The sequence below is a fragment of the Kitasatospora sp. NPDC004723 genome, assembly GCF_040609255.1.
Classification (GTDB): Bacteria; Actinomycetota; Actinomycetes; order Streptomycetales; family Streptomycetaceae; genus Kitasatospora.
Map to the genome: position 1 here is coordinate 1 of NZ_JBEXJT010000065.1, position 22,994 is coordinate 22,994.

Annotated in this window: 30 protein-coding genes; 7 read left to right on the forward strand and 23 right to left on the reverse strand. The window is 73.9% G+C overall.

Going from position 1 to position 22,994, the window contains the following annotated elements; translation table 11 throughout:
- Positions 1-1,218: 1,218 nt before the first annotated feature.
- Both ABZW10_RS35780 and ABZW10_RS35785 read left to right on the forward strand, forming a co-directional pair.
- Positions 1,219-1,887 (forward strand): helix-turn-helix domain-containing protein, encoded by a 669-nt coding sequence (locus ABZW10_RS35780; protein ID WP_355374879.1) that lies wholly within the window; start codon positions 1,219-1,221, stop codon positions 1,885-1,887.
- Entirely contained in the window at positions 1,881-2,285 is a 405-nt protein-coding gene (locus tag ABZW10_RS35785) for a hypothetical protein (protein ID WP_355374881.1), read from the forward strand. Before ABZW10_RS35780 ends, ABZW10_RS35785 begins: the two co-directional genes overlap by 7 nt.
- A 59-nt stretch (positions 2,286-2,344) precedes the next feature.
- On the opposite strand, the gene ABZW10_RS35790 is transcribed toward ABZW10_RS35785, so the two are convergent.
- Positions 2,345-2,905 carry a bifunctional DNA primase/polymerase gene (locus ABZW10_RS35790; RefSeq protein ID WP_355374884.1) on the reverse strand — a complete coding sequence of 187 codons (561 nt, stop codon included), beginning with the start codon at positions 2,903-2,905 and terminating at the stop codon, positions 2,345-2,347.
- Positions 2,895-3,218, reverse strand: coding sequence for a hypothetical protein (locus ABZW10_RS35795; protein ID WP_355374887.1), 324 nt, complete (start codon positions 3,216-3,218; stop codon positions 2,895-2,897). The genes ABZW10_RS35790 and ABZW10_RS35795 overlap by 11 nt, the downstream gene beginning before the upstream one ends.
- Positions 3,219-3,587: 369 nt before the next feature.
- On the opposite strand from ABZW10_RS35795, the gene ABZW10_RS35800 reads away from it, so the two are divergent.
- Positions 3,588-3,863 (forward strand): hypothetical protein, encoded by a 276-nt coding sequence (locus tag ABZW10_RS35800; RefSeq protein ID WP_355374890.1) that lies wholly within the window; start codon positions 3,588-3,590, stop codon positions 3,861-3,863.
- Complete coding sequence (locus tag ABZW10_RS35805; protein WP_355374893.1) at positions 3,860-4,177, forward strand: hypothetical protein; 318 nt, start codon at positions 3,860-3,862, stop codon at positions 4,175-4,177. Before ABZW10_RS35800 ends, ABZW10_RS35805 begins: the two co-directional genes overlap by 4 nt.
- 176 nt (positions 4,178-4,353) lie before the next feature.
- Here the strand turns inward: ABZW10_RS35805 and ABZW10_RS35810 are convergent, their stop codons facing one another.
- The 10 genes from ABZW10_RS35810 to ABZW10_RS35855 all read right to left on the reverse strand — a co-directional run bounded on the left by ABZW10_RS35810 (position 4,354) and on the right by ABZW10_RS35855 (position 12,629).
- Positions 4,354-5,355, reverse strand: coding sequence for a hypothetical protein (locus ABZW10_RS35810; RefSeq protein WP_355374896.1), 1,002 nt, complete (start codon positions 5,353-5,355; stop codon positions 4,354-4,356).
- Between the two features lie 81 nt (positions 5,356-5,436).
- The gene (locus ABZW10_RS35815) at positions 5,437-5,823 is read right to left on the reverse strand and encodes a hypothetical protein (RefSeq protein WP_355374899.1); all 387 of its coding nucleotides are present in this window, start codon (positions 5,821-5,823) and stop codon (positions 5,437-5,439) included.
- A gap of 62 nt (positions 5,824-5,885) precedes the next feature.
- On the reverse strand, positions 5,886-6,149 hold the full coding sequence (locus ABZW10_RS35820; RefSeq protein ID WP_355374902.1) for a hypothetical protein: 264 nt from the start codon (positions 6,147-6,149) through the stop codon (positions 5,886-5,888).
- Between the two features lie 25 nt (positions 6,150-6,174).
- A complete protein-coding gene (locus ABZW10_RS35825) occupies positions 6,175-6,432 on the reverse strand; it encodes a hypothetical protein (RefSeq protein ID WP_355374905.1) in 258 nt (85 codons plus the stop codon).
- A 287-nt stretch (positions 6,433-6,719) separates the two neighbouring features.
- Positions 6,720-7,268 carry a hypothetical protein gene (locus ABZW10_RS35830; RefSeq protein ID WP_355374908.1) on the reverse strand — a complete coding sequence of 183 codons (549 nt, stop codon included), beginning with the start codon at positions 7,266-7,268 and terminating at the stop codon, positions 6,720-6,722.
- The gene (locus tag ABZW10_RS35835; protein ID WP_355374911.1) at positions 7,268-9,778 is read right to left on the reverse strand and encodes a helix-turn-helix transcriptional regulator; all 2,511 of its coding nucleotides are present in this window, start codon (positions 9,776-9,778) and stop codon (positions 7,268-7,270) included. The genes ABZW10_RS35830 and ABZW10_RS35835 overlap by 1 nt, the downstream gene beginning before the upstream one ends.
- 14 nt (positions 9,779-9,792) lie before the next feature.
- Complete coding sequence (locus ABZW10_RS35840) at positions 9,793-10,431, reverse strand: hypothetical protein (protein WP_355374914.1); 639 nt, start codon at positions 10,429-10,431, stop codon at positions 9,793-9,795.
- Between the two features lie 108 nt (positions 10,432-10,539).
- Entirely contained in the window at positions 10,540-10,773 is a 234-nt protein-coding gene (locus tag ABZW10_RS35845; protein WP_355374917.1) for a hypothetical protein, read from the reverse strand.
- Positions 10,774-10,977: 204 nt separating this feature from the next.
- A complete protein-coding gene (locus ABZW10_RS35850) occupies positions 10,978-11,688 on the reverse strand; it encodes a hypothetical protein (protein WP_355374919.1) in 711 nt (236 codons plus the stop codon).
- Positions 11,689-11,912: 224 nt separating this feature from the next.
- Positions 11,913-12,629 carry an ATP-binding protein gene (locus ABZW10_RS35855; protein WP_355374922.1) on the reverse strand — a complete coding sequence of 239 codons (717 nt, stop codon included), beginning with the start codon at positions 12,627-12,629 and terminating at the stop codon, positions 11,913-11,915.
- 90 nt (positions 12,630-12,719) lie between these two features.
- Between ABZW10_RS35855 and ABZW10_RS35860 the strand changes: the two genes are divergently transcribed.
- Both ABZW10_RS35860 and ABZW10_RS35865 read left to right on the forward strand, forming a co-directional pair.
- Entirely contained in the window at positions 12,720-14,012 is a 1,293-nt protein-coding gene (locus ABZW10_RS35860) for a hypothetical protein (protein WP_355374925.1), read from the forward strand.
- On the forward strand, positions 14,009-14,578 hold the full coding sequence (locus ABZW10_RS35865) for a GNAT family N-acetyltransferase (protein WP_355374928.1): 570 nt from the start codon (positions 14,009-14,011) through the stop codon (positions 14,576-14,578). The genes ABZW10_RS35860 and ABZW10_RS35865 overlap by 4 nt, the downstream gene beginning before the upstream one ends.
- 108 nt (positions 14,579-14,686) lie before the next feature.
- Here the strand turns inward: ABZW10_RS35865 and ABZW10_RS35870 are convergent, their stop codons facing one another.
- From ABZW10_RS35870 to ABZW10_RS35910, 9 genes are all read right to left on the reverse strand, one after another.
- Positions 14,687-15,601 (reverse strand): hypothetical protein, encoded by a 915-nt coding sequence (locus tag ABZW10_RS35870; RefSeq protein ID WP_355374930.1) that lies wholly within the window; start codon positions 15,599-15,601, stop codon positions 14,687-14,689.
- A complete protein-coding gene (locus tag ABZW10_RS35875) occupies positions 15,598-16,446 on the reverse strand; it encodes a ParA family protein (RefSeq protein WP_355374933.1) in 849 nt (282 codons plus the stop codon). The genes ABZW10_RS35870 and ABZW10_RS35875 overlap by 4 nt, the downstream gene beginning before the upstream one ends.
- 217 nt (positions 16,447-16,663) lie before the next feature.
- Entirely contained in the window at positions 16,664-17,107 is a 444-nt protein-coding gene (locus ABZW10_RS35880) for a hypothetical protein (RefSeq protein ID WP_355374936.1), read from the reverse strand.
- A gap of 54 nt (positions 17,108-17,161) precedes the next feature.
- Complete coding sequence (locus tag ABZW10_RS35885) at positions 17,162-17,680, reverse strand: hypothetical protein (protein ID WP_355374939.1); 519 nt, start codon at positions 17,678-17,680, stop codon at positions 17,162-17,164.
- A gap of 108 nt (positions 17,681-17,788) precedes the next feature.
- Positions 17,789-18,544 carry a hypothetical protein gene (locus ABZW10_RS35890; protein ID WP_355374942.1) on the reverse strand — a complete coding sequence of 252 codons (756 nt, stop codon included), beginning with the start codon at positions 18,542-18,544 and terminating at the stop codon, positions 17,789-17,791.
- A gap of 116 nt (positions 18,545-18,660) precedes the next feature.
- Positions 18,661-19,167 carry an AAA family ATPase gene (locus ABZW10_RS35895; RefSeq protein WP_355374945.1) on the reverse strand — a complete coding sequence of 169 codons (507 nt, stop codon included), beginning with the start codon at positions 19,165-19,167 and terminating at the stop codon, positions 18,661-18,663.
- A 34-nt stretch (positions 19,168-19,201) separates the two neighbouring features.
- Positions 19,202-19,696, reverse strand: coding sequence for a hypothetical protein (locus ABZW10_RS35900; protein WP_355374947.1), 495 nt, complete (start codon positions 19,694-19,696; stop codon positions 19,202-19,204).
- A 212-nt stretch (positions 19,697-19,908) separates the two neighbouring features.
- Positions 19,909-20,565, reverse strand: a complete 657-nt coding sequence (locus tag ABZW10_RS35905; protein WP_355374949.1) for a hypothetical protein — start codon at positions 20,563-20,565, stop codon at positions 19,909-19,911.
- A gap of 153 nt (positions 20,566-20,718) precedes the next feature.
- On the reverse strand, positions 20,719-21,135 hold the full coding sequence (locus ABZW10_RS35910; protein ID WP_355374952.1) for an NUDIX hydrolase: 417 nt from the start codon (positions 21,133-21,135) through the stop codon (positions 20,719-20,721).
- A gap of 116 nt (positions 21,136-21,251) precedes the next feature.
- Here ABZW10_RS35910 and ABZW10_RS35915 point away from each other — a divergent pair, with 116 nt between their 5' ends.
- The gene (locus tag ABZW10_RS35915) at positions 21,252-22,088 is read left to right on the forward strand and encodes a hypothetical protein (protein ID WP_355374955.1); all 837 of its coding nucleotides are present in this window, start codon (positions 21,252-21,254) and stop codon (positions 22,086-22,088) included.
- A gap of 70 nt (positions 22,089-22,158) precedes the next feature.
- On the opposite strand, the gene ABZW10_RS35920 is transcribed toward ABZW10_RS35915, so the two are convergent.
- Entirely contained in the window at positions 22,159-22,398 is a 240-nt protein-coding gene (locus ABZW10_RS35920) for a hypothetical protein (RefSeq protein WP_355374958.1), read from the reverse strand.
- Between the two features lie 156 nt (positions 22,399-22,554).
- The gene (locus ABZW10_RS35925; RefSeq protein WP_355374961.1) at positions 22,555-22,992 is read right to left on the reverse strand and encodes a hypothetical protein; all 438 of its coding nucleotides are present in this window, start codon (positions 22,990-22,992) and stop codon (positions 22,555-22,557) included.
- Positions 22,993-22,994 lie beyond the last annotated feature (2 nt).

Here is a 22,994-nt window from a genome sequence, read left to right on the forward strand (position 1 = left end):
CCCCTCTTTCCCTCCCCGACGCACTTCGTATCTGCTGCGCCCGGTGTTGGCTGACGCTTCGCGCCGCCGGGGGCCCGGCTACGCCGGGCGGGATCGGGCTGCGCCCGATCGATGGGGGTTGGGGTGGGGTGCTTGGGGGGTTGGTGGTGGGTTAACTCCGCGCTTCGCTGCGGAGTTTGGGTGGGTGTGAGGGTGGGGCCTGCGGCCCTTGGTGGGTGACGGTGGGGGGCCGGGCGGGCTTCGCCCGGCGCGGGGGTGCGGGAGGGGTGGTGACAGGTGGATGGTTCGGGCGCGGTGGGTGGGGTGATGAGGGGTGGTCAGATGGTGGGGTCACTCGTTGGGGTGGCGCGGGGGCGGGCTTCGCCCGTTCTTGTGCATCAAAGACAGAAGCCCGCTAGGCTCTGGAGCTGTGGCAGGGTTCCGGGGAGCCGAATAAAGGCCCGGGTAATTCGGTTCGGCATGTCGAATCATTGCGATTGATCGCGCGGTAGGGAATGGTGCCCCTGGCTCCTGTCAGCCTATTTTTGTGCGGCAGGAAACGAAGGGAGAGCGGAATGATAAGGCGGGGGATCGGCGAACGTGAATTCCGTGGGGCCACCCACCGGCCACCGGCTGCGGGCGATGGAGGAGCAGGGCCGGCTCCTGGGCGACGGTGGCCAGCCGGTGTGCGGATCCGGCGGGGGCGGGGTCCGGAGGAGCCCCTGCCGGGGCTTCCGCGCGGCTGGAAGCCCCGCACGCCGGACGGAAGGGCAGTCCAGCCGCCGTTCGGCCAGGCGCAGCGAAGCGGGCGCGGCGACTGCCGGATCGGCCGCAGGCCGATGCCCCACCCTCGCAGCGGCTACCGGCCGCTGGCGGTGTTCGCGCAGGTGGGCGGGTTGGTGGCTGGCCTCGCGCGCACGCGCGTCTTACTGATAAGAGGGCGGCGGGCCGATTGGGCCTTTGACCTGCGGTTTTATCGGAGGCTATGTGTTGGTTCTGACACATTGACCTGCGGGTTCGTGCTCGGTCCGACACAGGCGGTCTGATTTTGACCCCGAAAAGAGGGACAAATTGGGATTGCCCTGCTCAGGGGCCGTTCCGGGAGGTGGGCGTGTCGAACCTTGTGTTGCCCCCGACACAAGGGGGCCACGCCGACGGGGACAAAGGTCCCCGTTTTCGGTGACAATTTCGGCTAGGGTGCCGAGCGGCGGAAACGAGACCAAGGAAGCGGAGCGCAGCGTGCCCCAGGCAAGGCGCGGCAAGGCCGGTACCCCCGAGCCGCCGCCGACGACGTCCTTGGCGGACAGCTTCGCCAAGGCGATGGAGCAGCGGCCTCCCAAGCCTGGCCGGCCTGTCCAGGCCGCGCGGGTCGACTGGGTCTACCGGGCCCCGCACCAGGTCTATGGCCGCGAGGGCTACAGCCAGGTCAGCAACGAGTTCATGTCCGAGGTCCTCGCGGTGCTGATCGCCCGGCACGGCATGTCGCCGGCGCAGTCGGCCGTGTTGGTGTTCTGCATGGGCCGCCAGCGAAAGGGACGGCTCAAGGTCACCCACGCGGCCGTCGCCAAGCATCTGGGGATCGAGCGGGCGAACGTCACCCGGGCCCTGGGCAGGCTGGAGGGCTGGCACATGCTCAAGCGCCGGCCGAACTCCGTGATCCTGGTGAACCCGCTGATCTGCTTCATGGGCAACGGGGACCTCCAGGAGGAGACGCTCGCGCAGCTGCGCGCCGACGCTTCCACCGCCCTGCGTGAGCACTTCCCGCAGATGCGGGACGATGAGGTGAGGACGGCGGCCGAGAAGGAGTTCCCGAGCTTCGTGCCGCCGCCGCTCCCGCTGCCGCGCGGCCGGCAGCTGGCGTTCGGCGAGGACAACGACGATCCGGCGGTGGAGGGACAGGCATGCTGATTCAGTCGCACCTCGCTATGGCGCAGCTGTACCGTCTGGGGCTCTCCAAGGCCTCCTACGACGTTCTGAGCGCGATGATGGACGTCCAGCACTCCGGGGGCGAGGTGAACGCCTCACAGGCCGAGCTGGCGGCCGCGGTGGGGCTGAGCAAGAACCGGACGTCCATCGCGGTGAACCAGCTCGTGGAGCGGCACATCGTGCTGCGTCCCGAAGGCCGCTACCGCAGCTACAACATCCACCCGCTGTTCGCCGGCTACACCACCGTCGAGGAGCTCGAGACGGGTATCACCACCGCCCTGAAGGCCATTCAGGCCGGGACGCTGCCCGAGCCCTCCGCCCCCGCCGCGCCGGCCCGCGCACGGCACCTGTCCGCCGTGCCTTCCCGGCAAACCGCGTAGACCCGTCCGAAGGCACGCCCTGGGGCTGAGTACGACAGCCTGGGAGAGGACTTCCGCCGTCAGAGTCGCCGGCCGCCGCGCGCGGCCAGGCGCTGCGCGATCCAGTCCGGCAGCCGCGCCAGCGGGAGGTCGCGTTCGACGACGTACCGGATGCCGTCGACGGTGGAGCCCGGGCCGATGAGGTAGCCGCCGCCGCTTCGGCCCGGGCCGCGGACGTCGATGCCCGGCCCGAGCGCGGTCCGCCCGCCGGAGACCGAAGCGAAGGCGCAGCCGGGCGGGACGCGGAAGTACAGGTGCGCCCCGCCCGAGGGGCTGGTGACGGTCAGGGTGTCGGGCCAGGGTTCGCCCAGGTCGGCGGCCAGGGCGGCGAGGACGTCGCGTCCGGCGCCCTCGACGTCCAGGTCCAGGCCGAGCACGGAGCTGGCCCGGCAGCCGACACCGATGTTGTCTCCCTCGCGCCACCGCCGGCGGACCTCGTCCGGGTCGGTCCAGCACCGCGTGCTCCAGGCGCCGGTGGCGGGGCGGCGGCCGCCGGGCGGCAGGGCGAACACCGCCAGGCCCCGCCCGGCAAGGTCGACGGCCGCGTGCGTGGTCGGTGGCGCCGCGGGCTCAGCAGACACAGTGGTACTCGTGGCCGGCTCCGCAGTCGCAGCAGTGGTAGCGGCCCTCGTCGAGGGGATACCCGCAGTCACAGGCGTCCGGGTCGTCCCAGTCCTCCTCCACCGTGGCGCCCAGGGCCCGGTCCTGTCCGGCGAGGCGGGCGAGGGCGTCCTTGTAGGTCGTGATGCCCGGAGTGTTCGCGAGCAGGCTGCACAGCGCCGCGCGTTCGTACTCGTTCGGGTGGTCGAGCAGCGCGATGGCGTCGGCGTGCTTGACGCCGTAGGCGGTCTTCAGCTCGGTGAGCCGGATCTTGCGGGTGTGGTTGATCGGCATGGCGCGGGCCCCTCCCAGGGCTGCGGCGGTCCCGTGACCCGCCGCGCAGGAAGGCGGCAGGAGAACACAAGCTGGGGCGGAGCAGGCTCGGCGCGTGGCACCTTCGGCCGCGTCCGGTCACGGGCCGGACGGTCACCGGGCCTGGCGAGCCGGGCCCACGGTCACCGACCGCACGGACACCGTAGCGGACAGCGCCGACAGGCGGTGAGCCGCCGCTGCGGGTCCGGCATGATGATGCTGCCCGGCAGGAAGCAGACCCCGGTCCGTGCCACGCCCACCGGGCTCGCGCGGTCGGCCCTGCCACCTCGGGGCCGCGCACATCGTTCCCCTCCTGGGGAATACCGCAGGTCGGACGGACGGGAGTGGAGCATGGAGCAGCCGGCGAGCCGCGAGGGCCCGCAGAAGCGCAACTACCAGGTCGTGGCGCACCGCGTGAACGACGCGCACCCCGGGGCGGCGAAGCTCACCACCTACGCCTTCGCCGGCTCGGTGGAGGAAGCACTTCGGCTGACGCGCCAGAAGTACGAGCGGGGTGAGCGGAGCCTGTACGGGGTGGGGCTGTACCGGATCGTGCGGGTGGAGGAGCTGGCCGACGACTTCACCGCTCTCGCCGACCCGGCCAATCCGGCCGGAGTCCCGCAGTGACCGACGCCACCGCCTACGGGCAGGCGCAGCAGCGCAGCGCCCGGGTGCCGAGCCGGTGCTCGGTGCCGTGGGGCGTGTGCCCGGAGCACGGGGCCACCCTGGCCTCCAGCGCCGGGCGGACCTGGTGCATGGACCCGTCGTGCCTCAAGGCCTGGCCCTACGACCGGATGGGCGCCGCCTGCCTGGAGCCGGCCACCCACACCGTCCAGGCCAGCGACGGCGGCCGGTACATCGTCTGCGACGGCCACGCCCGCGCGGCCCGCATCCACGTCGTCGGCGGCCACGTCGACCCCGGCCTCCCGAACGCCTCCTGACGCCCTGCAAGGCCGCTGACGGCCCTGCGCGGCGAGCGGCGCCCCACGGCCCGGTTCAAGCCGCCCGAGGCCCCGTGGAGGGCCCTGGAGGCCCTCGCCGAGCCTGGCTCCGCTCTCTCCGCAGGAACAGCGCGAGGCGCCGGCCACCCTGAGGGTGGCCGGCGCCTCGGGGCTTGTCAGAGCTGGCTTCGCCGAACGGCGGGCCGGGCGGGCGGGACCTGCTCGGTTCCGCGCAGGGCGAGGGCCGCGGTGCGGGTGCGCTCCAGCCAGTCCATGACCTGGCGCAGCGTGGCGGGGTCGAGGTGGCGGGTGAGGTCGCGGACGGCCTGGTGGTCGTCGTCGGTCAGTGCGTTGAGGCCGGCGCGGTCGAGGGCGGTGTAGAGGGGCTGGGCGGCCGTGCCGGCGAGGCGTCGGTGGGCGGCGTCGGTGGTCTGGCGGGCCTGGAGGGCGGCCTCGCGGGCGCGGTCCGCGATGTCACGGCGGTGGTGCTCGGCGCGCAGCACCTGCTGAAGAGCGGTGTCGTGGTCCGGGTCGTAGCGCTCAGCGCCGGCGTGGGCGGTGTGGTCGTGGACGCGCTGCCACTCGGCCAGGGCGTCAGCCGCAGTGGCGAACGCGCTCTCGTTTCCGGCGTCGGCGTACCGGTCGGCGGCGCGCTCGTCCTCCCGGGCCCGGTGCAGGGCCTGCTGGATGGTCTCCAGGGTCATTCCGGCCGCCCGACGGCGGACCCGGCGGCGGACGTCGCCGAGCAGCCCGTGCTCCTGGCCGTCCTCCTCGTGCTCGTCGTGGTCGTTCACGGCAGGGTGCTGGGCGAGGGCGGCGTGCAGGGTCGAGCCGGCCTGCCAGACCTCGGCGTGCACGACGGGTGCCGGTTGGCCGTCCGGCCCCGGGCCGAGGACGATCCGGCCGTCCACCAGGGCCACCCAGCCGTCCAAGCCGTCGACGTCGCGCTCGGTCCAGCCGCGGGCCAGGCCGGCACCCTGGTGGAGGGTGCGGATGCCGTCGTCGCCGGACCAGCGCAGCCAGATCGCGCCGCGCACCAGCGGCGAGTCCAGCAACGGGCGGCCCAGGTCCCGGTCCGCGGGCGCGGGCCGGCTCCGGGAGGCGGACAGCTCCAACCGCCCGGGTGCGGCGGGGTCGGGGCCGGTGGTGTTCGAGACCGGCTTCACGGAGTCCGGCATGGTGGTGCCTCCCCTTCTCTGGTCTGAGCGGTTCAACGGCGGCCGCCACCGGGCGGTGACGGCCGTGCGGGCGGGCAGCGTCTACAGTTCCCGGGGCGGGGTCGCAGGCGAGGTGACGGACGGACCGGGGCGCCCGCCCTCGGTGCCGTCGCCGTTGGCGCCGAACAGGTCTTCCACCGTGTCCAGGTCGAGGCCGGTGGCGATGTCGGTCAGATACTCGCGCTGCTCGGTGGTGAGGCCGAGTTCGGGATCGTCGGCCAGCCGAACGAGCGCCGCGGCCACCAGCCCGGGCGCGGCGGTGGCGAGGGCGTTGTGGAGCGCCTCCTGGCGGGCCTCGCGGGTGCAGACGTCCTGGTAGTGGAGGGCGATCTCGAAGGCGTCGCCGGCCCGTTCGGCCAGGGCGTCGTAGGCGAGATGGTCGAGCGGGTCGGCGCGGCGGTCGCCGAGCATCGGCAGGAAGCGGGTCATGAGGGCTGTTCCCTTCCGGCGGGGCGGCCCGTTGCGCCGGCCGCGTTGCAGTAGGTGGGGTGCTACTGGTCGGTGGTGCAGTCGTGGTCGGCCTCGACGTGGGCGCCGTCCGCGAAGTCGGTGTCGAGCGCCCAGCCGCACTCCCCGCACTCGGCCCGGCCCTCCCAGCCGATCTGGCCTCCAGCGCCTTCGTCGCAGTCGTGGTCGGCGTCCACGATGGTGCCGTCCTCGAACCAGGCCTCGCCCGTGCTGCCGCAGTCGCCGCAGTACCAGTCCGCGCACCAGTTCACGGTCGGCCGCTTGTACGTGTGCTGCCGGGTGGTCACTGACTCTCCTTCGGGGTTGATGCCGCTACCGGGTGGCCATCGGCGGCTGGCCGCCGGCGATGCGGCAGGCGTTGCGGTCGATGTGGAAGCGCGGCCCTGCGTCGCGGTCCTGGCCCGGCTCCGGGATGGGGCCGAACCAGGTGATGCCCTCCCCGGTGATCCGGTCGCCGCAGTGGGCGCAGCGCCACCGCGCCGGCGTCAGCGCCCACGCCGCCTCGAGGTCCGCCAGCTCCTGGTCGGCGTCACCGCGGCCGCGGCCGTTCTGGTGGTCGTCGGTCGTCATCAGGCCTTGTCCCATCCTCGGAATTTCTGGTGGATTTCGTGGTCGAATGCTTCTGGTAAATGGGGCGTGGGCCCGGTCTCGGGGTGCCGGGGATGCGGTTCGGAATTTCGTCCTGCTCGGCCGGCGGGCACGGATTCCCTGGATTCTCGCCTGCCGTGGCCGTGTCGGGCCGGTCGCGGCGGGCCGGTGGCCGCGATGCTCCCGGTGCGGGGCGCGGCCACCGGCCGGTGATCACCTTGCGCGAACCCGCCTGCTGAGTAGGCAAGTTGGCTGGTGGTGCTGCTCGGCTAGTTGAGGTCGAAGTCGTTGGGGTCGAACTCGAAGTCGTCGGGTCCGAATCCGCCGTAGCCAGCGCCGCCGTTGAAGTAGTCGGCGAGGGCCTGACCGATGACCTGCCGCACCTCGTTCTCGTCCTCGGCGACGGCCAGGGCGGCGGCCTGCTCGCCCGTCAGGTTCAGGTGGATGTCGCGGGCCCGGACGGCGTCCGAGCCGCGGATCTCGAAACTGACGGCGCGGCCGACCCGGGCGCCGATCCCGGAGATCGTGCCGCGCTGGGCGAGCTGCTTGGCCTTGCGCTCCCGGCCGCGCTCGGTGGTCTGCACCTCGACGGCCTCGCGCTTCAGCTGGTCGACGTTCTGCTGCTTGGTGGGGTGGCGGGTGCCGTCGATCCAGCGCAGCACGGTGCGCGGCGCGACGCCGTAGGCGGCGGCCATCGCCTTGGTGTTCCCGCCGTACTTGCGCTCGCGCACCTGGCCGGCCTGCGTGGTGGACTGCACCGGCGCCTTCCGGGAGGGGAACAGCGCCTCGCGCACCCGGCCGAACAATCCGCCCGCCATCAGTTCCCGCCTTCCTCATCGTCGCCGCCGGTGCCGGCGGCCCCGTCACCGGCACCGGTCTGCTCGGGGCCGATCGCCCTGCCGTCGGTGGTGTAGTGGTGGACCAGCTTGGAGGGGTGCTCCCGGCGCTCCATCGCCTCGACCACGACCCCCAGCGGAATCGAGGCCTCGTGCTTGTGGCTGCCCGGAGCGATGCCCAGGCGCAGCGCCCCGGGAACCGGGGTGCCGTCGTCCTTGACCGGGAGCAGCTCCAGCGGTGAGGGGGCGTCGGCGGCGTAGAGGTAGGAGTCGACGTTGACCGCGACGGGGGCTCGGCCGGTGAGCTGGAGGGTCTTGCGCAGGCGGCGGTGGGCGGCGATGCGGGCGGCGGCGATGATGTGGAAGCGGATCTCGGGGCGGTATGACCAGGAGGCGGCGACCTTCTCCAGCCACGCCTGGTCGTCGAGGTGGCGGGCGGAGTCGGCCCACTTTCCGATGCCGCCCTTGTAGATGTTCTTGTAGAGCCCGGCGAGGACCAGGGCGTCCGCGCGGACCTCGTCCTGGCCGACGTCCTTGTGGACGGCGTAGGCGGCGAGGAACTCCTCAGGGGCCTGGCCGTCGGTCAGGCCGAGGTCGGCGTAGGCGCGCTTGTAGCCGCCCCGCACGTGGCCGGTCCACTCCTTGAGCAGCGGGACGGTGTGGGTGGACAGGTACGCCTGGGTGATGGTCGCCGGGTCGAAGCCGTAGGTGGTGGCCATGTAGGCGACGGTGGGGGTGGCGTACCAGCCGGGCCCGGTCGGCGGGCAGCCGTGGAAGGTCGCCGGGTGGGGCAGCAGCTCGTCGACCGCCGTGGTGGTGAAGTCGCACCACCACAGGCCGGCGGTCTTGCCGCCGTTCCAGTCCGGGTTCTGCACGTGCTCCAGCGGGCCGGCGGGCAGGCGCAGGGAGTCGGTGACCGAGAGGTAGGAGGCGCAGACGTCGACCGCGACTACCCACGGGCGCACGGACTCCTCGGCGGTGAGTTCGCGGGCCCACCACTTGTAGTCCTCCTCCTCGCACACCGCCTCGCCGCGCGACAGCAGCTCGCGGGTGAGCGGGTGCCGGGCCCCGGCCGCGGGCGCAACGCACAGGTCCCCCGCCGGGAGCGCGCCCTCGCGCAGGTGCGAGGACCACTCCCCCGTCGCCGGGTCCTTCACCCACTCCACGCGCGGGCGCACCGCCTCCAGCAGGGCCATCCCGGTGGTGGCGGTGGTCGCGCCGGGGGCGACGCCGAGGTCGGTGGTGAAGGCCCGGAAGCGGCGGGCGAACGTCGCCCCGTCGACGGTACCGTCGGGGGCGGTGGCCAGCGGCAGGGCGAGGGCGCTGGTGGCCTGCTGGCGGGCGTCGCCCTGCCCGAGCCACGGCGCGACGACGACCCGCACCGACGTCTTCTGCCCGCCGGCCGAACCCGCGCGGCGGAAGGCGTGGAAGGTCGGCCCGACCTGCTCGGAGACCTCCATCCCGACCGCGGCGGCGGCCTTCGCCAGCTTCGTCTGCAGCGAGGCCAGAGCCTTCTCCGTCGTGGGCAGGGCAGCGGGCAGACCGAGCTGCTTGAGCGCGCCGGTGGTCAGGCAGACCGTGCCGTCACCGCCTCGCCCGGACGGGTGGGCCCGCTCGATCCGCAGCGGCAGCCCGGTCCCCAGCCACACGAACCAGTCGCCCAGCTTCACCCCGGCCGGGGCCGGGAAGCCCGGGATGTCCAGCGCCCAGCCGCCGTCCGGCGAGGCGTCCAGCGCGACCATCGGCCACCACCTCGCCGCCGCCGGAGCGGCGGGAGCGGCCGCACGCGCCGCAGCGGTGCGGGCCGGGGTCCGGGAGGCGGCCGGACGCCGCTCTCCCCTGGCCGCGGGAGCCGGGGACTCGGCGGGCGTCGGCCCGGGCGGCGCGGCGGTGACCGGGACGGGAGCAGCAGCGGGAGCCGGGGCGGCCGTGGTCTGGAGCGGGGCGGGGACCGGCTGCTCGGCCTGGACAGTCGGGGCAGCGGGCGCGGCGGCTTCCGGGGCCGGGGCAGCGGGCGCGGCGGCGGGGCGGCAGAAGCCGCCCAGGTGCATCGGGCGGCCCTGGGCGCGGTAGACGGACGGCTGGCCGCACTGCACGCAGGCCTCGGGCGGGCCCATCACCAGCGAGCCGTCCGGGTGCTGGTCCAGCATCACCTGTTGCGCTGCGGGGGAGGCCTGCTCAGGCGCGGCCGGAACCTGCACCGAGGCGGGCGCGGGGGTGGGCGCGGGGGCGGTCTGCTGCTCGGGTGCGGGGAAGCGCGCGGCCAGGCCGTCAAGGAGGCGGGCGTAGGCCGGGGCGATGTCCGGGCCCGGGACGGCGCTGCCGTCCTCCCAGCCCTGGACCAGGGCCGAGTTCACCCGCAGGGCAGCGGCGATCTGCGCCGGGGTGAGCCCGGCCGCCAGGCGCAGCCGCTTGCGCTCCGCCGGGACCGGCAGGCCGGTGCGCACGGCGGCGAGCAGCTCGTCGACGGAGTGGAACAGCTCGTCGGACATCAGGGTCGGTCTCCTCAGCGTCCGTTGGGTCGGGTCGGGTCGAGGCGGGGGTCGCCGAACAGGGCGTCGAAGACGTCCTCGGTGACGCAGGCGATCAGGCCCCGCTCGGCGTGGCGCACGGTGTAGCCGGCGCTGCGTCCGAGGCCGGCCACCGCGAGCGGGACCTGGCGGCGGTAGTAGAAGGTGAGCTCCCGGCCGGCGAACTCGGTCGGTTCGGTCGCCCGCTCCGCCGGGGTGAACGGCAGGGTGAACGACGGCAGGGCGGCTACGTCGTCCTCGGCGGCCAGGTGGAGGACGCTGTCGTCGGTGGTACGGAAGGCGACAGCCAGGTCCACGCCGCCGGCGCGGCGGTCTTTCGGCAGCCCGTGGCCCTCCAGGACCCGTCCCAGTTGCGAGGGCGCCATGGCGGCCGCGATGCCCAGGGCGCGCCGGTTGGAGTAGCTGTCGCTGGCGTCCGCGCGGGACATGGCCAGCTCCTTGACCACGTTCAGGTGCTGGGTGACCCGGCTGATGCAGGCCACCAGGGCGGTCAGGTCCTCGAAGGCGGAGGCCTGCGGCGGCTCCACCAGGCGCTCGCCGCGCAGCGCCGCGAGCAGCGCCCGGGCGAGGTCGTCGTGCACCTCGACCCGCTCGCCGCCGATGCTGATTCTCACGAGACAACCCCCAAACAGTAGGACATAACCAAATACTACGCCCGTCCACTCTTGGAGTCAAAGAGGAAAGGGCGCGCGGCACCGGCCGCGCGCCCCGGCCTCCCGGTCCTACTCGGTGCCAGCCTCCCGGTGGCCCGGGCACGACTGGCAGCAGCACCGGACCGCCGGCTGCCCTACGGCCGGTCGGTGGCGCAGCTTGCGGACGGCACCGACGGCATTGGCGAAGCCCGAGAGGGTGGAGCCCGCGTATTGGACGGCGTGGGCGAGCTGGGCGGCCTGCGGGCCGGACGGGTCGACGAGGGCCTCGGCGAGGAACTGCAGAACGGTCTGAACGGGCGTCATGGCGCCCCCCTTCGAGAGAGGTGTATGCCTTCACCCCTTCGAAGGGCTCAGAGTCCAACAGACAGGACCCGCGCGCAGAAACGTCTATGGCCTGGGGCGCAGCACCACGATCCACCACGGAATTTCGGAACCGATAATGCGCGGGGACACGCTCCGGCCCCGGCACCTCCGTGGTGGTGCCGGGGCCGGAGCGGGCACGTCCTGCTACGCGCCCACCATCGCCTCCAGGACGGCGCGCTGCTGCTCGGGGATCACCAGCCCCGCGTCCCGGACGGTGCGCAGCGTCTGCCCGCTCACGCAGAACCGGCACAGCCCGCCGATCGGCATCCCCGCGCCGAGGAACATGCCGATGGAGTGCGTGCTGTCGTAGACGGGGCGCAGGCAGCCGGGGCAGGCCATGACGTCCTCGGGTGTCCACTGCTCGGGCGGCAGTGTGGTGTCCAGGCTCGCGATGATGCTGTCCATCGCGGTGCCGGCCTCGGCCCACAGCGTCAGCGGTCGGTCGGCGCGGCGCAGGATCTCGGCGGGGCCTTCGGGGTCGGGGCCGGGCCGGGCGCTGACGAGTGAGCCGATGCCGGGCTGCTGGGGGTCGGGGAAGAACGCCAGCCATCGGTCGGTGCCGCCCAGGGCGTGCTGGGAGCCGGTTCGGAACGCCCCGGCGAGGTCGCGCAGGCCCTGGCCGCCGTCGTCGTTGCGCAGGCGAAGCTGCCATGCCTCGGTGCGGTCGCCCGCCTCGGCCGGGGACGAGGTGATCAGCAGTCCGTTCCCGGCGGGCCGGACGTCGAGGTGCATCAGGCCCTGGGTGCTGTGTACGGCGCTGCCGAACCACTCGGTCGGCTTCTGCGCCGTGGCACGCTGCCGACTCTCCCGGCTCGCCCTTGCCTTGCCGTCCTTGCGGGACTTGGACCCTGCCATGTCGTCCTCGAATCGCTCGTGGTGGGGCCGCTCTGTCGGGGTCGAACCGCCCACCCGGACAACGCCCTCGGGTGGCTCGGGACACGGCTGGGGGCGGCCGGGCTGTGTACGGGCCCGGCCGCCCCGGGGGCTTCACCGTGCGACGCCCGGCCCGTGGGGGGTGTTCGTGCCGGGCAGTGTGGAGCAGGCGCAGCCGCGCGCCCTGGTGGAGGCGCTCGGCGGGTTCAACGAGCGCGGCGGGCCGTGGGCACGATCGGGATCCGGCGGGGGGCCGTGCCCATGGACGCGGCCCGCATGTAGTCGCTGCGGGCGGCGGCCTGGCGGGCCTGGGCTGCGATGGCGGGCAGGTCCAGCGGAGCGGGCAGGGCGAGCTCGGCCCAGACGACCTTTCCGGTACCGGTCGGGGTGCTCCCCCACTCTTCGGCCAGCGCCTCGACCATCAGCAGGCCGCGGCCGGTGACGGCCTGGTCGTCGCCGAGGCCGGCCACGATCCGGGGCAGGGCGGCGCCCTGGTCCTCGACCTCGAATCGCACCCGGTCACCGGCCGCGGCCAGGCGCAGCAGTGCGGTCAGCCGGGCCGGGCCCGCGTGGCGGGCGGCGTTGGCGAGCAGTTCGGAGGCGACGGCCACCAGGTCGTCCAGCACGGTGCCGTCCAGGCCCCAGCCGGTGGCGACGGAGCGGACCACCTGGCGGGCGGGGCCGACACAGGCGACGCGCTGGTGCGGGTCGGACGCGGTCGCGGTCAGGGTCAGGCGGTACAGCGGCCCGTGCTGCGGCATCGGGGCTCCCGGGGGTGGTGGCGGCAGTTCGGGCGGGTGGGCCGCCGCCGGTTCGGGGGTGGCCGGCGGCGGCCGGTGGCCCGGGGCGCGGAACCGCCCCAGCAGCCCCGCGCCCCGGGCGCAGTTCCAGTTCACCGCCCGCAGCCGCTGCTGTGGGCCCACTCGACCGGACGTTTCACCGGCCATTTCGGCCCGGCGGTACACCCGGTGGTGCCAGGGTGTGAGGACTCGTCAGATCGAGGGGAGCGGACAGTGGGCGTCAGCGCGCTGGCCGGGTTGCGCAAGGCGGCCGGCTACACCCAGGAGACCTTCGTCGTCGCGTTCGCCGCGATGGCCGCGCAGCTCGGCGTCCAGGCGGCGGTGAGCGTGCGTCAGCTGCGCCGCTGGGAGGCGCCCGACCCGCCGCTGCCGCACCCGGGCCAGCAGGAGGTGTTGGAGGCGCTGCTCGGGGTGCCGCTGGAGGAGCTCGGCTTCCAGGTGCCCGCCGAGCGGCGCAGCACGCACTGGCTGGGCGGGCACCATGGTGGGGTGGAGCGCAGGCGGTTCGTGGTGGACGTCGGCGCCGTGCTCGGCGCGGCGGCGCTGCCCGCTGCCCGGCCGGGCCGGCGGGTCGGGGCGACGGACGTGGTGCGGCTGCGCGCCGAGGTGGCCGGGCTCTACGCCATCGACCACACCGCTGGCGGGCGGGCCGCCCGTACGGCCGCTCGCCGGGTGCTCGGCGAGCTGGAGCGGGCGCTGACCGGAGGCAGCTACCTGGAGCGGGTCGGCCGGGACCTGCACCTCCTGACCGGCACCGTCCACTCGCATCTGGGCTGGATGGAGTTCGACGCCGGACACCCGAGCCGGGCCCGCACCGCGTGCTCGGAGGCGCTCGCCGCCGCCCGCCTGGTCGGCGACCCGCTGCTGGAGATCCGCGCCCTGGACAGCCTCTCCCTCCTCGCGGTCGAGCAGAAACGCCCGTGGGAGGCGGTCGCCGCAGCCAGCGCGGCCGGCGCCCTCGCCCAGGCCCGCGGCGGCCCGAAGGTGAAGTCCGTGGTCGCGTTGCGCCAGGCCCGCGCGCTGTCCGCCTCCGGCGACCACCAGGCCGCCCGCCGCGCCCTGTCCCAGGCCCTCACCTGGCACGAGCGCTCCGAGACCGACACCGACGCCCCGCCCTGGACGGCGTTCGCCGGGCAGCGCGAGGTCGACTACGCCACCGCCGCCTGGCACACCGACACCGGCCGTCCCCAGCACGCGATCCCGTTCCTGCGCTCCGCCCTCGACCAGCTCGGCGACGGCTACACCCGCAACCGGGCGCTCTACCGGGCCCGCCTCGCCGAGGTGCTTCTCGCCGCCGGCCAGACCGAGGAGGCGATGACCGAGGCGGTCGCCGCCGCCACTGCCGCGCGCACCATGACCTCCACCCGCTGCACCACCCGGCTGCGCACCGTCGCCGCCGACGCCGCCCGGCTCGACGCCCGGGCCGCGCGCGAGGGCGTCGAGCAGCTGCGCGCCCTCGGCATCACCACCGCCAGGACAACGACCAGGAGCAGGAGGAGCCGGTGACCGAGCAGGCCGGGAAGAACGAGGTGCGGATCGCGGTGCTGGACGGCGCGGCGACCGCGGGGCTGGAGGACGGGCTGCGCGAGGTGTTCGCCGAGGCCTTCGCCGAACCGCCGTACGGCGAGGGCAGCCCGGCCGACGTCGACCGGGCCTTCCGCCGCTTCCGCTCCCAGACCAAGAAGGCCGGCTTCCTCGCTGCCGTCGCCTTCGCCCCTGGCGGCCAGGTCGTCGGGATGGCGTACGGCTACCCGCTCGCCGCGACCACCAGGTGGTGGGACACCCTCACCACCGCCGTTCCCGAAGACCTGCGCCACGAGGACGGGAAGCGCACCTTCGGGTTGTTCGAGCTGGCGGTCCGCCCCGCCTGGCGCCGCCGCCACGTCGCCACCCGGCTGCACACCGCCCTCGCCGACGCGCTCACCAATGAGCGGGTGATGCTGAACTCCCGCCCGGAGGCCGCCGCCGCACAGGCCGCCTACCGCGCCTGGGGCTACCGCTACGCCGGAACCGCGATCCCCTGGGAGGGAGCGGCGCCCCACCACGTCCTAGTCCTCGACCTCCCGGCCTGACCCCAGTGGCCCGGGGCGCGGCTGTCGGGGGGCTCGGGTAGGGTGCCGTCCAGCAAGCAAAAGGGCGCCCGGCCACCACATTTGGCCGGGCGCCCTTTCTTGCTGTGCTCAGCTGTCGGCCTTCTTCATCCGATCGAAGACCGCGTCGAACACCCTGCTGTCGCTCTCGTCCGCGAACGCCGCGAGCAGGTGTCCGAGGACCACCTGACGGTCAATGCGCCCGCGGTCGAGCCGGTTGGCGAGGGCCACAGCCCGGCGGTCGACGTCACGCTTGAGCTCGGCCGGCAGGGCTGCGGATGGCTTCGGCTTCGGGGGCTCGGCCGACTCGATCGCGCTGTTCAGCGTGTGGGCGATGACCTCCGCGTCGTCATCGTCGCTGAGGGCCAGGTCGCCGGGCAGCAGCCGCACGGTCTCGCGGATGCGCTCGGCGGTGACCTTGTCGGCCCCGACTGCGTTGACCACCAGCTGGTAGACACCGACGGCGGCCTTGAGACCGTGCCGGTTCTTGAGCGGCACCAGCTCGCGGACCTGACCCTCGGGGGCCTTGTAGCCGCGGGCGTTGAGGACCTCGCCGAGCTCCCATCCGGCGCGCAGCTTGCTGGCCCGTGACTGCTTGATGCCGTGCTCGACGTCCGCCCACTCCTCGATCGTGGCGTAGCAGCGAGTCGGGTCCAGCTTGTGGGGCAGACGGCGGAACAGCCGGCCGACCGCCATGGTGTCCAGCGACTTGCCCGCCACCCAGTACGCGGTGGACAGGAGCTCGACGCCTTCGACACAGGCCGCCAGGCGCTGCTCCTCCTCCGGAGTCAGGTCGCCGTCACCGCAGGGCTCGACCGGGTCGGGGATCTTGTCGAGGCCGGGGCGAGCGGCGTCGACTGCCGCCTTGATCTGCTCGGCCATCTCCTGGTCGGCTGCGGACCGGCGCTCCTCGGCGGCGCGCTGGGAAGTGCTCTCCAGGCTCTTGACGGCCGCCTCGGTGGCTTCCTCGTCGTCCCAGCCGTCGATCTCGTACTCGCCGCTCACGCCGCCTTCACCAGCCCGGCGTTGACGGCGATCTCCCGGAAGAAGCCGGCGGTGTCGGTCCGGGGCCGATGCTGGACGACCGGAAGGCCGACGGCGCGCGACTCCTTGAGGTCGGTCGACCGGATCGGCACCTCGCCGATGCAGCGGATCCTCGGGTGCCGCTGGAGCTGGCGGTAGATCTTCGTGTCGATGTCGCCCATCGGCTTGACGATGCGTCCGATCACCAGGCCGAGGATGGTGAGGTCGCCGTCGGGACGCTGGGCCTTGCGCATCACGGCGATGTGCTGCGCCGTCTGCATCTTGACCGCCTTCATCGCCCATTCGTCGACGTCCACCAGGATGATCGCCGCGTTCGCGGCGGCGGTCTGCGCGTCGGTGTCGGTGTCCAGTGCCGGGCGCAGGTCGAGCAGGATGAAGTCGTAGAGGTGGAGGACGTGGGAGAGCAGCATGCGGTAGAGGCTGACGCTGATACCGCTCTCGCGCATCCGGTTCGGCAGGAAGCACATGTCCATGCTGGCGGGCAGGATGTGGATGTTCGGCACCTTGGTCTCGGCGATGAGGGGCCGCGGGTCGCCCATCTCCAGGAGCACGGTGGCCTGGGTGGCCCCCTTGTCCTCGTCGAGCAGCGGCACCTTGCACGCCATGGTGGCGTTGCCCTGCGGGTCGCAGTCGACCACGAGAACGCGCTTGCCGTGCTCGGCGAGCGCTCCGGCCAGGTTGATGGTGGTGGTCGTCTTGCCGACGCCGCCCTTCTGGTTGCACATCGCGATGATGTACGCCTCGCCGGGGCGTGGCCCGGGCAGGACTGGGGCGCCGAGGACGGGCGCTGTTGCGATTTCGGTCATGCAGGGACCATAGCCACTGGCACCGCTGTCGCAGGGCGGCACCTCCGGGCAACCCCCCTGACGAGTGGCCCCCTCACGCTTTCACACCCCATCCGACCAAGATCGTTTTTGCACAATTGGGCAAGAATGATCTTGGTCGGGCTCCCCGAAACGCAAAAGGGCCCACTTCCTCCCGGTGTCGACACCGAGGGGAAGGGGGCCCTTCACTGTGCGGGGGTCAGGCTGCGGCGAGGACACCGACGTGGTCGAGGCCGATCGCGCGGCTGACGGCGTCAAGGGTGTCGGCCCAGTTGCCGGCGTGGTGGACGGCGCGGTCGTCCACGTACGCGGCCGCGCCGAGTTTGGTGTTGGTGACCAGGATGGGACCGCCCACTATGGTCCAGTACGCCCTCGCGGGATTGGGGTCGACGAAGGCCGGCAGGCCCGAGTACCAGGTGACCCAGTCTGCGATCTCCGGCAGCCAGCGCTCCGGTCGGGCGGTGAACACGAAAACCGCGCGCTGCCGGGCGACGGTGCGCAGTGCCTCGATGGCGCCGGGCTGGGGCAGGCCGATGCGGCCTCCCTGCCATCCCTGGTCGATGGCGAGGGTGCCGTCCAGGTCGAAACCGACGGCCTGCGAGGCGGGGCTGTCCGGGCGAGGGGCGATGACGGGTCGGTGCACGTGCTCCTCCATCGGGTGGGCGGCCTACAGGAAGGTGAGCTGGCTCTTGTCCGGCTACTCGGGGGTGTCCTCGATGCAGGCCTGGGCGCGCGCGGTGTCGTGGGCGTCGTCGGCGCGGTCGCAGACCAGCCGCCCGTCGGGCAGCTCGTCCCACTCGCGGCTGCCGACGGCGTCGTCGGCCGCGGCCTCGGGGGTGACGTGGTGGGGGATGAACTCGTCCTCGACCAGGTCGCCGCAGACGCTGCACCTGGCGGTCCAGCACAGCGACGGGACGGCGATGCCGGCGCCCGGGCGGGCCGCGCCCTCGCGGCGCCAGGCGTAGCCGTGGTGGAGGACCAGGGCGTGGCTGACGGGCTGGAACGGGGAGCCGTCGTCGAGGTCGGCGGAGACCGCGTTGTGCTCGGCGGCGGCCATCAGGGCGGTGGCGAGGTCGGGCATCGGCAGGAGGCTGTTGGGGTCGGTGAGCCAGAGCTCCCAGGCCTTGTCGGGGCTGCCGGGGCGCAGCCGCTGGTCGGGGTCGGTGGTGAAGAGGCCTCGGCGGTCGGCCGGGGTGGGGGCGGGGGTGGTGGTCATGTCCGGGTGTCTCCTTCGGCGGGTCGGCCCCGGCCCGCTGGGGTGCGGGCCGGGGCCGGGGTGGTGTCGGGTGGTCAGGTGGGGCGGGTGGCGGCGGGGAGCGGTCGGCTACAGCAGCCCGGCGGCGTGGGCCTCGGCCTCTTGGTCGACGTCCTCGTCCTCGTCGTCCTCGTCGTCCTCGTCGGCCTGGTCGTCGTCGGCGGCCAGGCCGCGGAACTCGGCGATGGCGAGGTCCTCGCCGAGGGTCGCCCACGGGTCGCCGTCCCGCTCCTCGCTGTCGGCGGGCTGCGCCGTGTCGGCGGCGGGGGCCTCCAGCAGAACGGTCAGTTCGCCGAGGCTGTGCACCGGGACCGCCTGCCGGTCGTCCTGGACGAGGAGGTAGGTGCGGCTGTTGTAGCCGTCGCGGTCGGTCGGGCGCGGGATGGCCAGCAGGCGCATGGTGGGCGTGATCTTGCACGTCGCGGTGCCGTCCGGCGAGCCGGTCCAGTTCTCGGCCTTGGTGAGGACGCCGTGGCTGTAGTCGAGGCGGGCCGCGCCGGAGGCGGCACGGTACGCGGCGTCGGCGCAGGCGTCGGCGGCCAACTGCTCCCGCGTCGGCGCCGGGACCGCCGGGCGGGCCAGGCCGTGGTGCTCGGCGCCGAGGCGGCGGCGCAGCGGGGTGAGGGCCTCGTGGGCGTGGTGGTCGGTGAGGACGGCGGCGAGGGTTCCGGCGGCGAGGGCGAGGGTGATGCGGATCTCCGTCGGGCGGGCGGTGAGGGTGCGGTAGGTGGTGAGGCCGGCAGCGGCGCCGGCGGTGACGGTGGCGATGCTGTCGGCGGTGTCGAGGGCGGTGCGGGCCAGGCGGGTGCGCAGGGTGTCGGTCACGGGTTCCTCCGAAGGGGGCGCGGGGTGGGTGCCGGCCGGGCGGCCGCGCCGCGCACCACCGCGCCCCGCCTCCGGGGCCTGGCTGGCCGGTGGGCGGGGTGCGGTGGTGGGCAGCGTCAGCGCCCGGTGCGGTGGTGGCGGATCTCGTCCCAGCCCTCGCGGGGGAGAAGGTCACGGGCGTCGCGGGCCATCCGGTGCTGATAGCGCAGGACGTCCTCGGGCACCCGCGCCTCGGCGCTGCGCCGCGCGTTGCGCGCGAGGCAGTCCGGGAGGGGGAGGTCGAGGTGGATCGCGACGGCCCGGCAGCCGTGCTGGTGCGCCAGCTCCACCAGCTGCGCCCGGTGAGCGGCTTCGGTGGAGGTGTTGTCGACGTAGGTCGTCAGGCCCCGGCGCAGCCGCATGGTGAGGAGGTGGCGCTGGAGGAGGACGGCGTCGGGGGTGGCACTCTGGTCGCCCGGTTCGGAGACGGCGGCGCGCAGCCGGTCGAGGGAGACGATCCGGTGGGAGGGGATGCCGGCGGCGGCGAGCAGCGTGGTCTTGCCGGAGGCGCCGGCGCCGATCACGGCGACGAGGTCGCCGGCGGTCCGGACGGCGTCCAGGGCTCGGGGCTGGGTGGTCGTCATGCTGGTGTTCTCCCGGGTGATGTGGGTTGGTGGGTCATCGGGCGAGGACGGCGGCGGCGATGGTCTCGAAGCCGTGGTGGACGGCGCCGTCCATGCGGGCCGCGCCGTTGATGCCGTGGTCGGCGAGCCGGTAGAAGTTGCCCTTGCCGGTGGCGTCGGCGAAGCGCTGGAGCAGGCCGCCCGGGACGCGGCGATCGATCGCGAAGTGCGTCAATCCGCTGATCGCGAGGGCGGCGGCGACCGGGCCGGGGCGCAGGCGCAGGCCGAGCGCGCGGGCGCCGAGCAGAAGGGCCGCGGCCTGGGTGGCCGAGTAGGTCAGGCAGTGGACCGCGCAGGCCCGGCGGCCGGCGGCGGTGCCGTGCGTCGCGATGACCCGTCCGTCGTCGTCGAGGACCTGGACGGGCGCGGCGTCGGTGGCGCCCTTGGTGCGGGCGCAGAAGTCGCTTTGCACGAGGTGGTCGCCGGCGTCCGCCCCGGCGCGCAGCAGGGCGTAGGCGGCGGCGAAGCGGGCGGTGCGGGCGGTGTTCATGGGTACCTCCGGGTCGTGGTCGGCCGGGCGGCCGGCGCCGCTCACCACCGTGTCCACCGCCCCGGCCTGGGTGGCCAGGGGCGGGGCGCGGTGGTGGGCAGCGCCGGCACCCGATCGGGGGTGGTCGAGCGCCCTGCTCGCTCAGGGTGTTGTCGGCCGGGGCGGCGGCCGGAGCACGCGAAGCCCCGCGCGGCCGGTGGGCAGTGGGCGGGCTACGCCTGGCCGAGGAGGAAGTCGGTGGCCGAGGTGCCTTCGGTGCGGGTGGCGAGCGCGGCCTGTGCGCGGTCGTACGGGATGTCGATGCCGAACGCTTGCCGGGCGGTGCGGCGGAGGTCGACCAGCGAGGCGCTGAAGCCGTGCTGTGTGACGGCCAGGTCCGCGGCGGCGAGGGCGAGCAGGTCCTCGCGCGCCGGGCCGGTCGGGGCCGCGCTGGTGAGCCGGCTGAACGCGGCCGTCCACTGCCTGTCCGCTCGCTCGCGCACGGGGGTGGGCTGCAGGTGGCTCTCGCCGATCCGGCCGTGCCCGGCCAGCCAGTAGCAGACCGGGATGTCGAGGGCTTCGGCGAAGAGGATCTCGCGGCGGGTCGACTCGCCGAGGTAGAGCTGGTCGTCGGTGACGACCAGGACTTCATCGGCGATGGAGATCTTCGCCAGGTGCAGGGCGTCGAGCCGGGCCTTCAGCTTCTCGGCGTCTGCGGGGGCGGCCCACAGGGGGTGCTGCTGGCGCATGTCGATGCCGGGGGCGAGGACCATGCGGCCGGCGGCGGTCTCCTGGAGCGCGGCCTCGGCCATGTGTCGCCAGAAGCGGGTGCTGCCGCAGATGGTGACGGTCGGCGGCAGGATGTCGCCGGGTTCGGGGGAGTAGGGCATCGGTCGGGCCTTTCTGCTGGAGTGGTCGATGCGGAGGTCGCGGGCGGTCAGTTCGTGCGCCGCCTGGCCCCGCCCGCCGGTTTGCCTGGCGCCAGGGGCAGGGCTCGGGGTGGGCGGCGGCAGCACCCACGCGAGGTGGACCGGGCGGAGTCCTCAGGCCAGGTGCCGGGCGGTGGCGAGGATGGCGGCGTGGTCGAACGCCAGCTCCGGAAGCTGGTTCCACGGCCACCAGCGGGCGGTGCGGGCGTCGTCCCCGGCGGTGGCCGGGGTGTCGGCGGGGACGACGGCGAGGTAGGCGACGGTGACGTAGCGGCCGCGCGGGTCGCGGCCGGGCTCGTCCCAGGCGCCGAGCTGGAGAAGGTCGGCGGCGGCTACGCGCACCCCGGTCTCTTCCTCCAGCTCGCGGGCGGCCGCGTTGCGGCTGGTCTCGCCGGGGTCGACGTGGCCGCCGGGCAGCGCCCACGCGCTCGCGAAGGGCGGCTTGCCCCGCTCGATCAGCAGCACGCGGCCGTCCGGCGTGAGGGCGACGACGTCGGCGGTGTAGCGGATCGACTCGAAGGTCTCGGTCATCTCGGTCTCCTGGTCAGTTGGGTGGTCGGCGAGTCGCGGGCATGGTGAGTGGCGAGAGGGTGTGTCACTGTGGAGCGCTTGGTGCGGCAGAGCCGGTCGACGCGGTGGGAGTGGTTGTGAGCGAGGAGTCTGAGCGGATCCGGCACGGTGTGGGCCACTACGCCGTCGATGTGGCGCTGGCACTGACCGAGGAAGGCGTCCCGGCGGCGGTGCACGCCGTCAATGGCTCCGGGGATCAGGAGCCCTCCGCCGTCGTGCTGGTGAACCTCACGGTCGGCCAGCGGGTGGTGCCGGACGGCCTGTGCGGCCTGGGGTGGGACTGTGTGTCCGGCTGGTTCTTCTTCACCGGTGACCCGTCGCGGCCGCGCGAGGAGCTGATGGCCGGGGTTCGGTGGCTGAGCGACGGCCAGGTGCCGCCCCCGGCCAGGCTGAGGTCGTTCCTGTCCGCCGTGCTGCTGGACCCGGCGAGTGCCGGCAGCGCCGAACGCCCCTACTACGCCGTCCCCGGCGGCGGGCCCGGCCTGGCCGACCGCCTCACCCCCTATCTCTCCCACACCGTCAGCGAGCCGTGGCAGCAGCGGTTCGCCAACGGGCAGCAGAGGGCTCTTCACGCGCGGGTGCTGGAGTATCTGCGGGACGACGCCGACGAGGTGGTGATGCTGCCGTTGCGTGCCGGCGAGCTGCGGGCAGTGGTGGAACTGCTGGAGCTGCACGACCTGACCGGCCAGTACCTGTCTCCGATGGGACGCCTGGCCGGGCATCTCGCCCGGGACCTCGAGGCCCGCGTGGCGGCCGGCCTGTCACTGGAGCCGGCCGCCGGGGTGGTGTACACGCAGATCCTCCGGGAGGAGAACGACGCGATGGCCGCGCAGATCGAGGCGGAGCGGTTGGCGATGCGGCGGGACTACGGGCCGGACGTGCCGGCTGACCTGCCGCCGATCGACTTCTCCTGACGCGCGTCTCCTTCGCGGTGGGGTCCGCCACGGTCGTGGCGGACCCCACCGCATATGTGCTTCCGGGTGATCAGGTGGCCAGGCGCCACAGGATTGCGATGATGACCAGCAGGCCGATGAGGACGGCCTTCGGGTTGAGGCTCCAGGAACCCTCGAGCACCTTGATCTCGGCCCAGATCGCGTCGATCTCGTGCTGCAGGCCGGTGTGGGCGGGGGTGCCGGGCACCAGGGTGTTCTGGACGGCTCCCTTCTCGGCCAGGGTCTGGCGGAGCCTGGCGAGGCGCTCGTCACGGGATATGGCCCAGGGCATCGGGCGGGGTCCTTCCAGTCGGTGAGTACAGGCGGTGATGGCGGTAGCGCGGTTCAGGTGAGGGCGCGGCCGCCGTCGAGGCCGGGACTTGACCTCCACGTTCGGCAGCTAGGGCGCACGGCGGTGACTCTTCGGCGGTGGGCAGGGCGGGCTGGTTCAGAAGAAGGCGAGCTGCTCGCGCTCCGAACGGGTGGGGGCGAGGTCGGGCAGGCCCAGGGAGTCGGCGGGGGCGGGGCCTTTCTCGCCGGCGGTGTGCCAGTCGGCGAGAGCCTGGGCGTCGGCGGCGGTGCGGCACCACGCGTCGTCGCTCAGCGCTCGGCGGGTGATGATCCGCCCGCAGCAGTTGACCCGCCACCAGCCCGGCCGGGTCTCGCCTCGGGCCTGTTGGATCAGCGGCTTCTGGTGGTGGCAGGCGCAGCGGCAGAGCTCTCGGCAGGGCGGTCCGGCGGGCCAGACCCACGCGAGGTCGTTGACGCCGGAGCGCAGGTCCGGGGACGCGTGTTGGTGGGGCTCGGGGTGGTGGGCGTGGCGGTTCGGGCCGGCCTGGATGACGGTGGGCCGGTCCGGCCGCGGGGTGTGCGGCCGGACCGGCAAGG

Bases quoted from the DNA above. Each gene is read 5' to 3' on its own strand.
- ABZW10_RS35785 (WP_355374881.1), top strand. From the start codon at position 1,881: ATGCTGATTCAGTCGCACCTCGCTATGGCGCAGCTGTACCGTCTGGGG.
- ABZW10_RS35795 (WP_355374887.1), bottom strand. From the start codon at position 3,218: ATGCCGATCAACCACACCCGCAAGATCCGGCTCACCGAGCTGAAGACC.
- ABZW10_RS35800 (WP_355374890.1), top strand. From the start codon at position 3,588: ATGGAGCAGCCGGCGAGCCGCGAGGGCCCGCAGAAGCGCAACTACCAG.
- ABZW10_RS35810 (WP_355374896.1), bottom strand. From the start codon at position 5,355: ATGCCGGACTCCGTGAAGCCGGTCTCGAACACCACCGGCCCCGACCCC.
- ABZW10_RS35815 (WP_355374899.1), bottom strand. From the start codon at position 5,823: ATGACCCGCTTCCTGCCGATGCTCGGCGACCGCCGCGCCGACCCGCTC.
- ABZW10_RS35825 (WP_355374905.1), bottom strand. From the start codon at position 6,432: ATGACGACCGACGACCACCAGAACGGCCGCGGCCGCGGTGACGCCGAC.
- ABZW10_RS35830 (WP_355374908.1), bottom strand. From the start codon at position 7,268: ATGGCGGGCGGATTGTTCGGCCGGGTGCGCGAGGCGCTGTTCCCCTCC.
- ABZW10_RS35835 (WP_355374911.1), bottom strand. From the start codon at position 9,778: ATGTCCGACGAGCTGTTCCACTCCGTCGACGAGCTGCTCGCCGCCGTG.
- ABZW10_RS35845 (WP_355374917.1), bottom strand. From the start codon at position 10,773: ATGACGCCCGTTCAGACCGTTCTGCAGTTCCTCGCCGAGGCCCTCGTC.
- ABZW10_RS35850 (WP_355374919.1), bottom strand. From the start codon at position 11,688: ATGGCAGGGTCCAAGTCCCGCAAGGACGGCAAGGCAAGGGCGAGCCGG.
- ABZW10_RS35875 (WP_355374933.1), bottom strand. From the start codon at position 16,446: ATGACCGAAATCGCAACAGCGCCCGTCCTCGGCGCCCCAGTCCTGCCC.
- ABZW10_RS35885 (WP_355374939.1), bottom strand. From the start codon at position 17,680: ATGACCACCACCCCCGCCCCCACCCCGGCCGACCGCCGAGGCCTCTTC.
- ABZW10_RS35895 (WP_355374945.1), bottom strand. From the start codon at position 19,167: ATGACGACCACCCAGCCCCGAGCCCTGGACGCCGTCCGGACCGCCGGC.
- ABZW10_RS35900 (WP_355374947.1), bottom strand. From the start codon at position 19,696: ATGAACACCGCCCGCACCGCCCGCTTCGCCGCCGCCTACGCCCTGCTG.
- ABZW10_RS35905 (WP_355374949.1), bottom strand. From the start codon at position 20,565: ATGCCCTACTCCCCCGAACCCGGCGACATCCTGCCGCCGACCGTCACC.
- ABZW10_RS35910 (WP_355374952.1), bottom strand. From the start codon at position 21,135: ATGACCGAGACCTTCGAGTCGATCCGCTACACCGCCGACGTCGTCGCC.
- ABZW10_RS35920 (WP_355374958.1), bottom strand. From the start codon at position 22,398: ATGCCCTGGGCCATATCCCGTGACGAGCGCCTCGCCAGGCTCCGCCAG.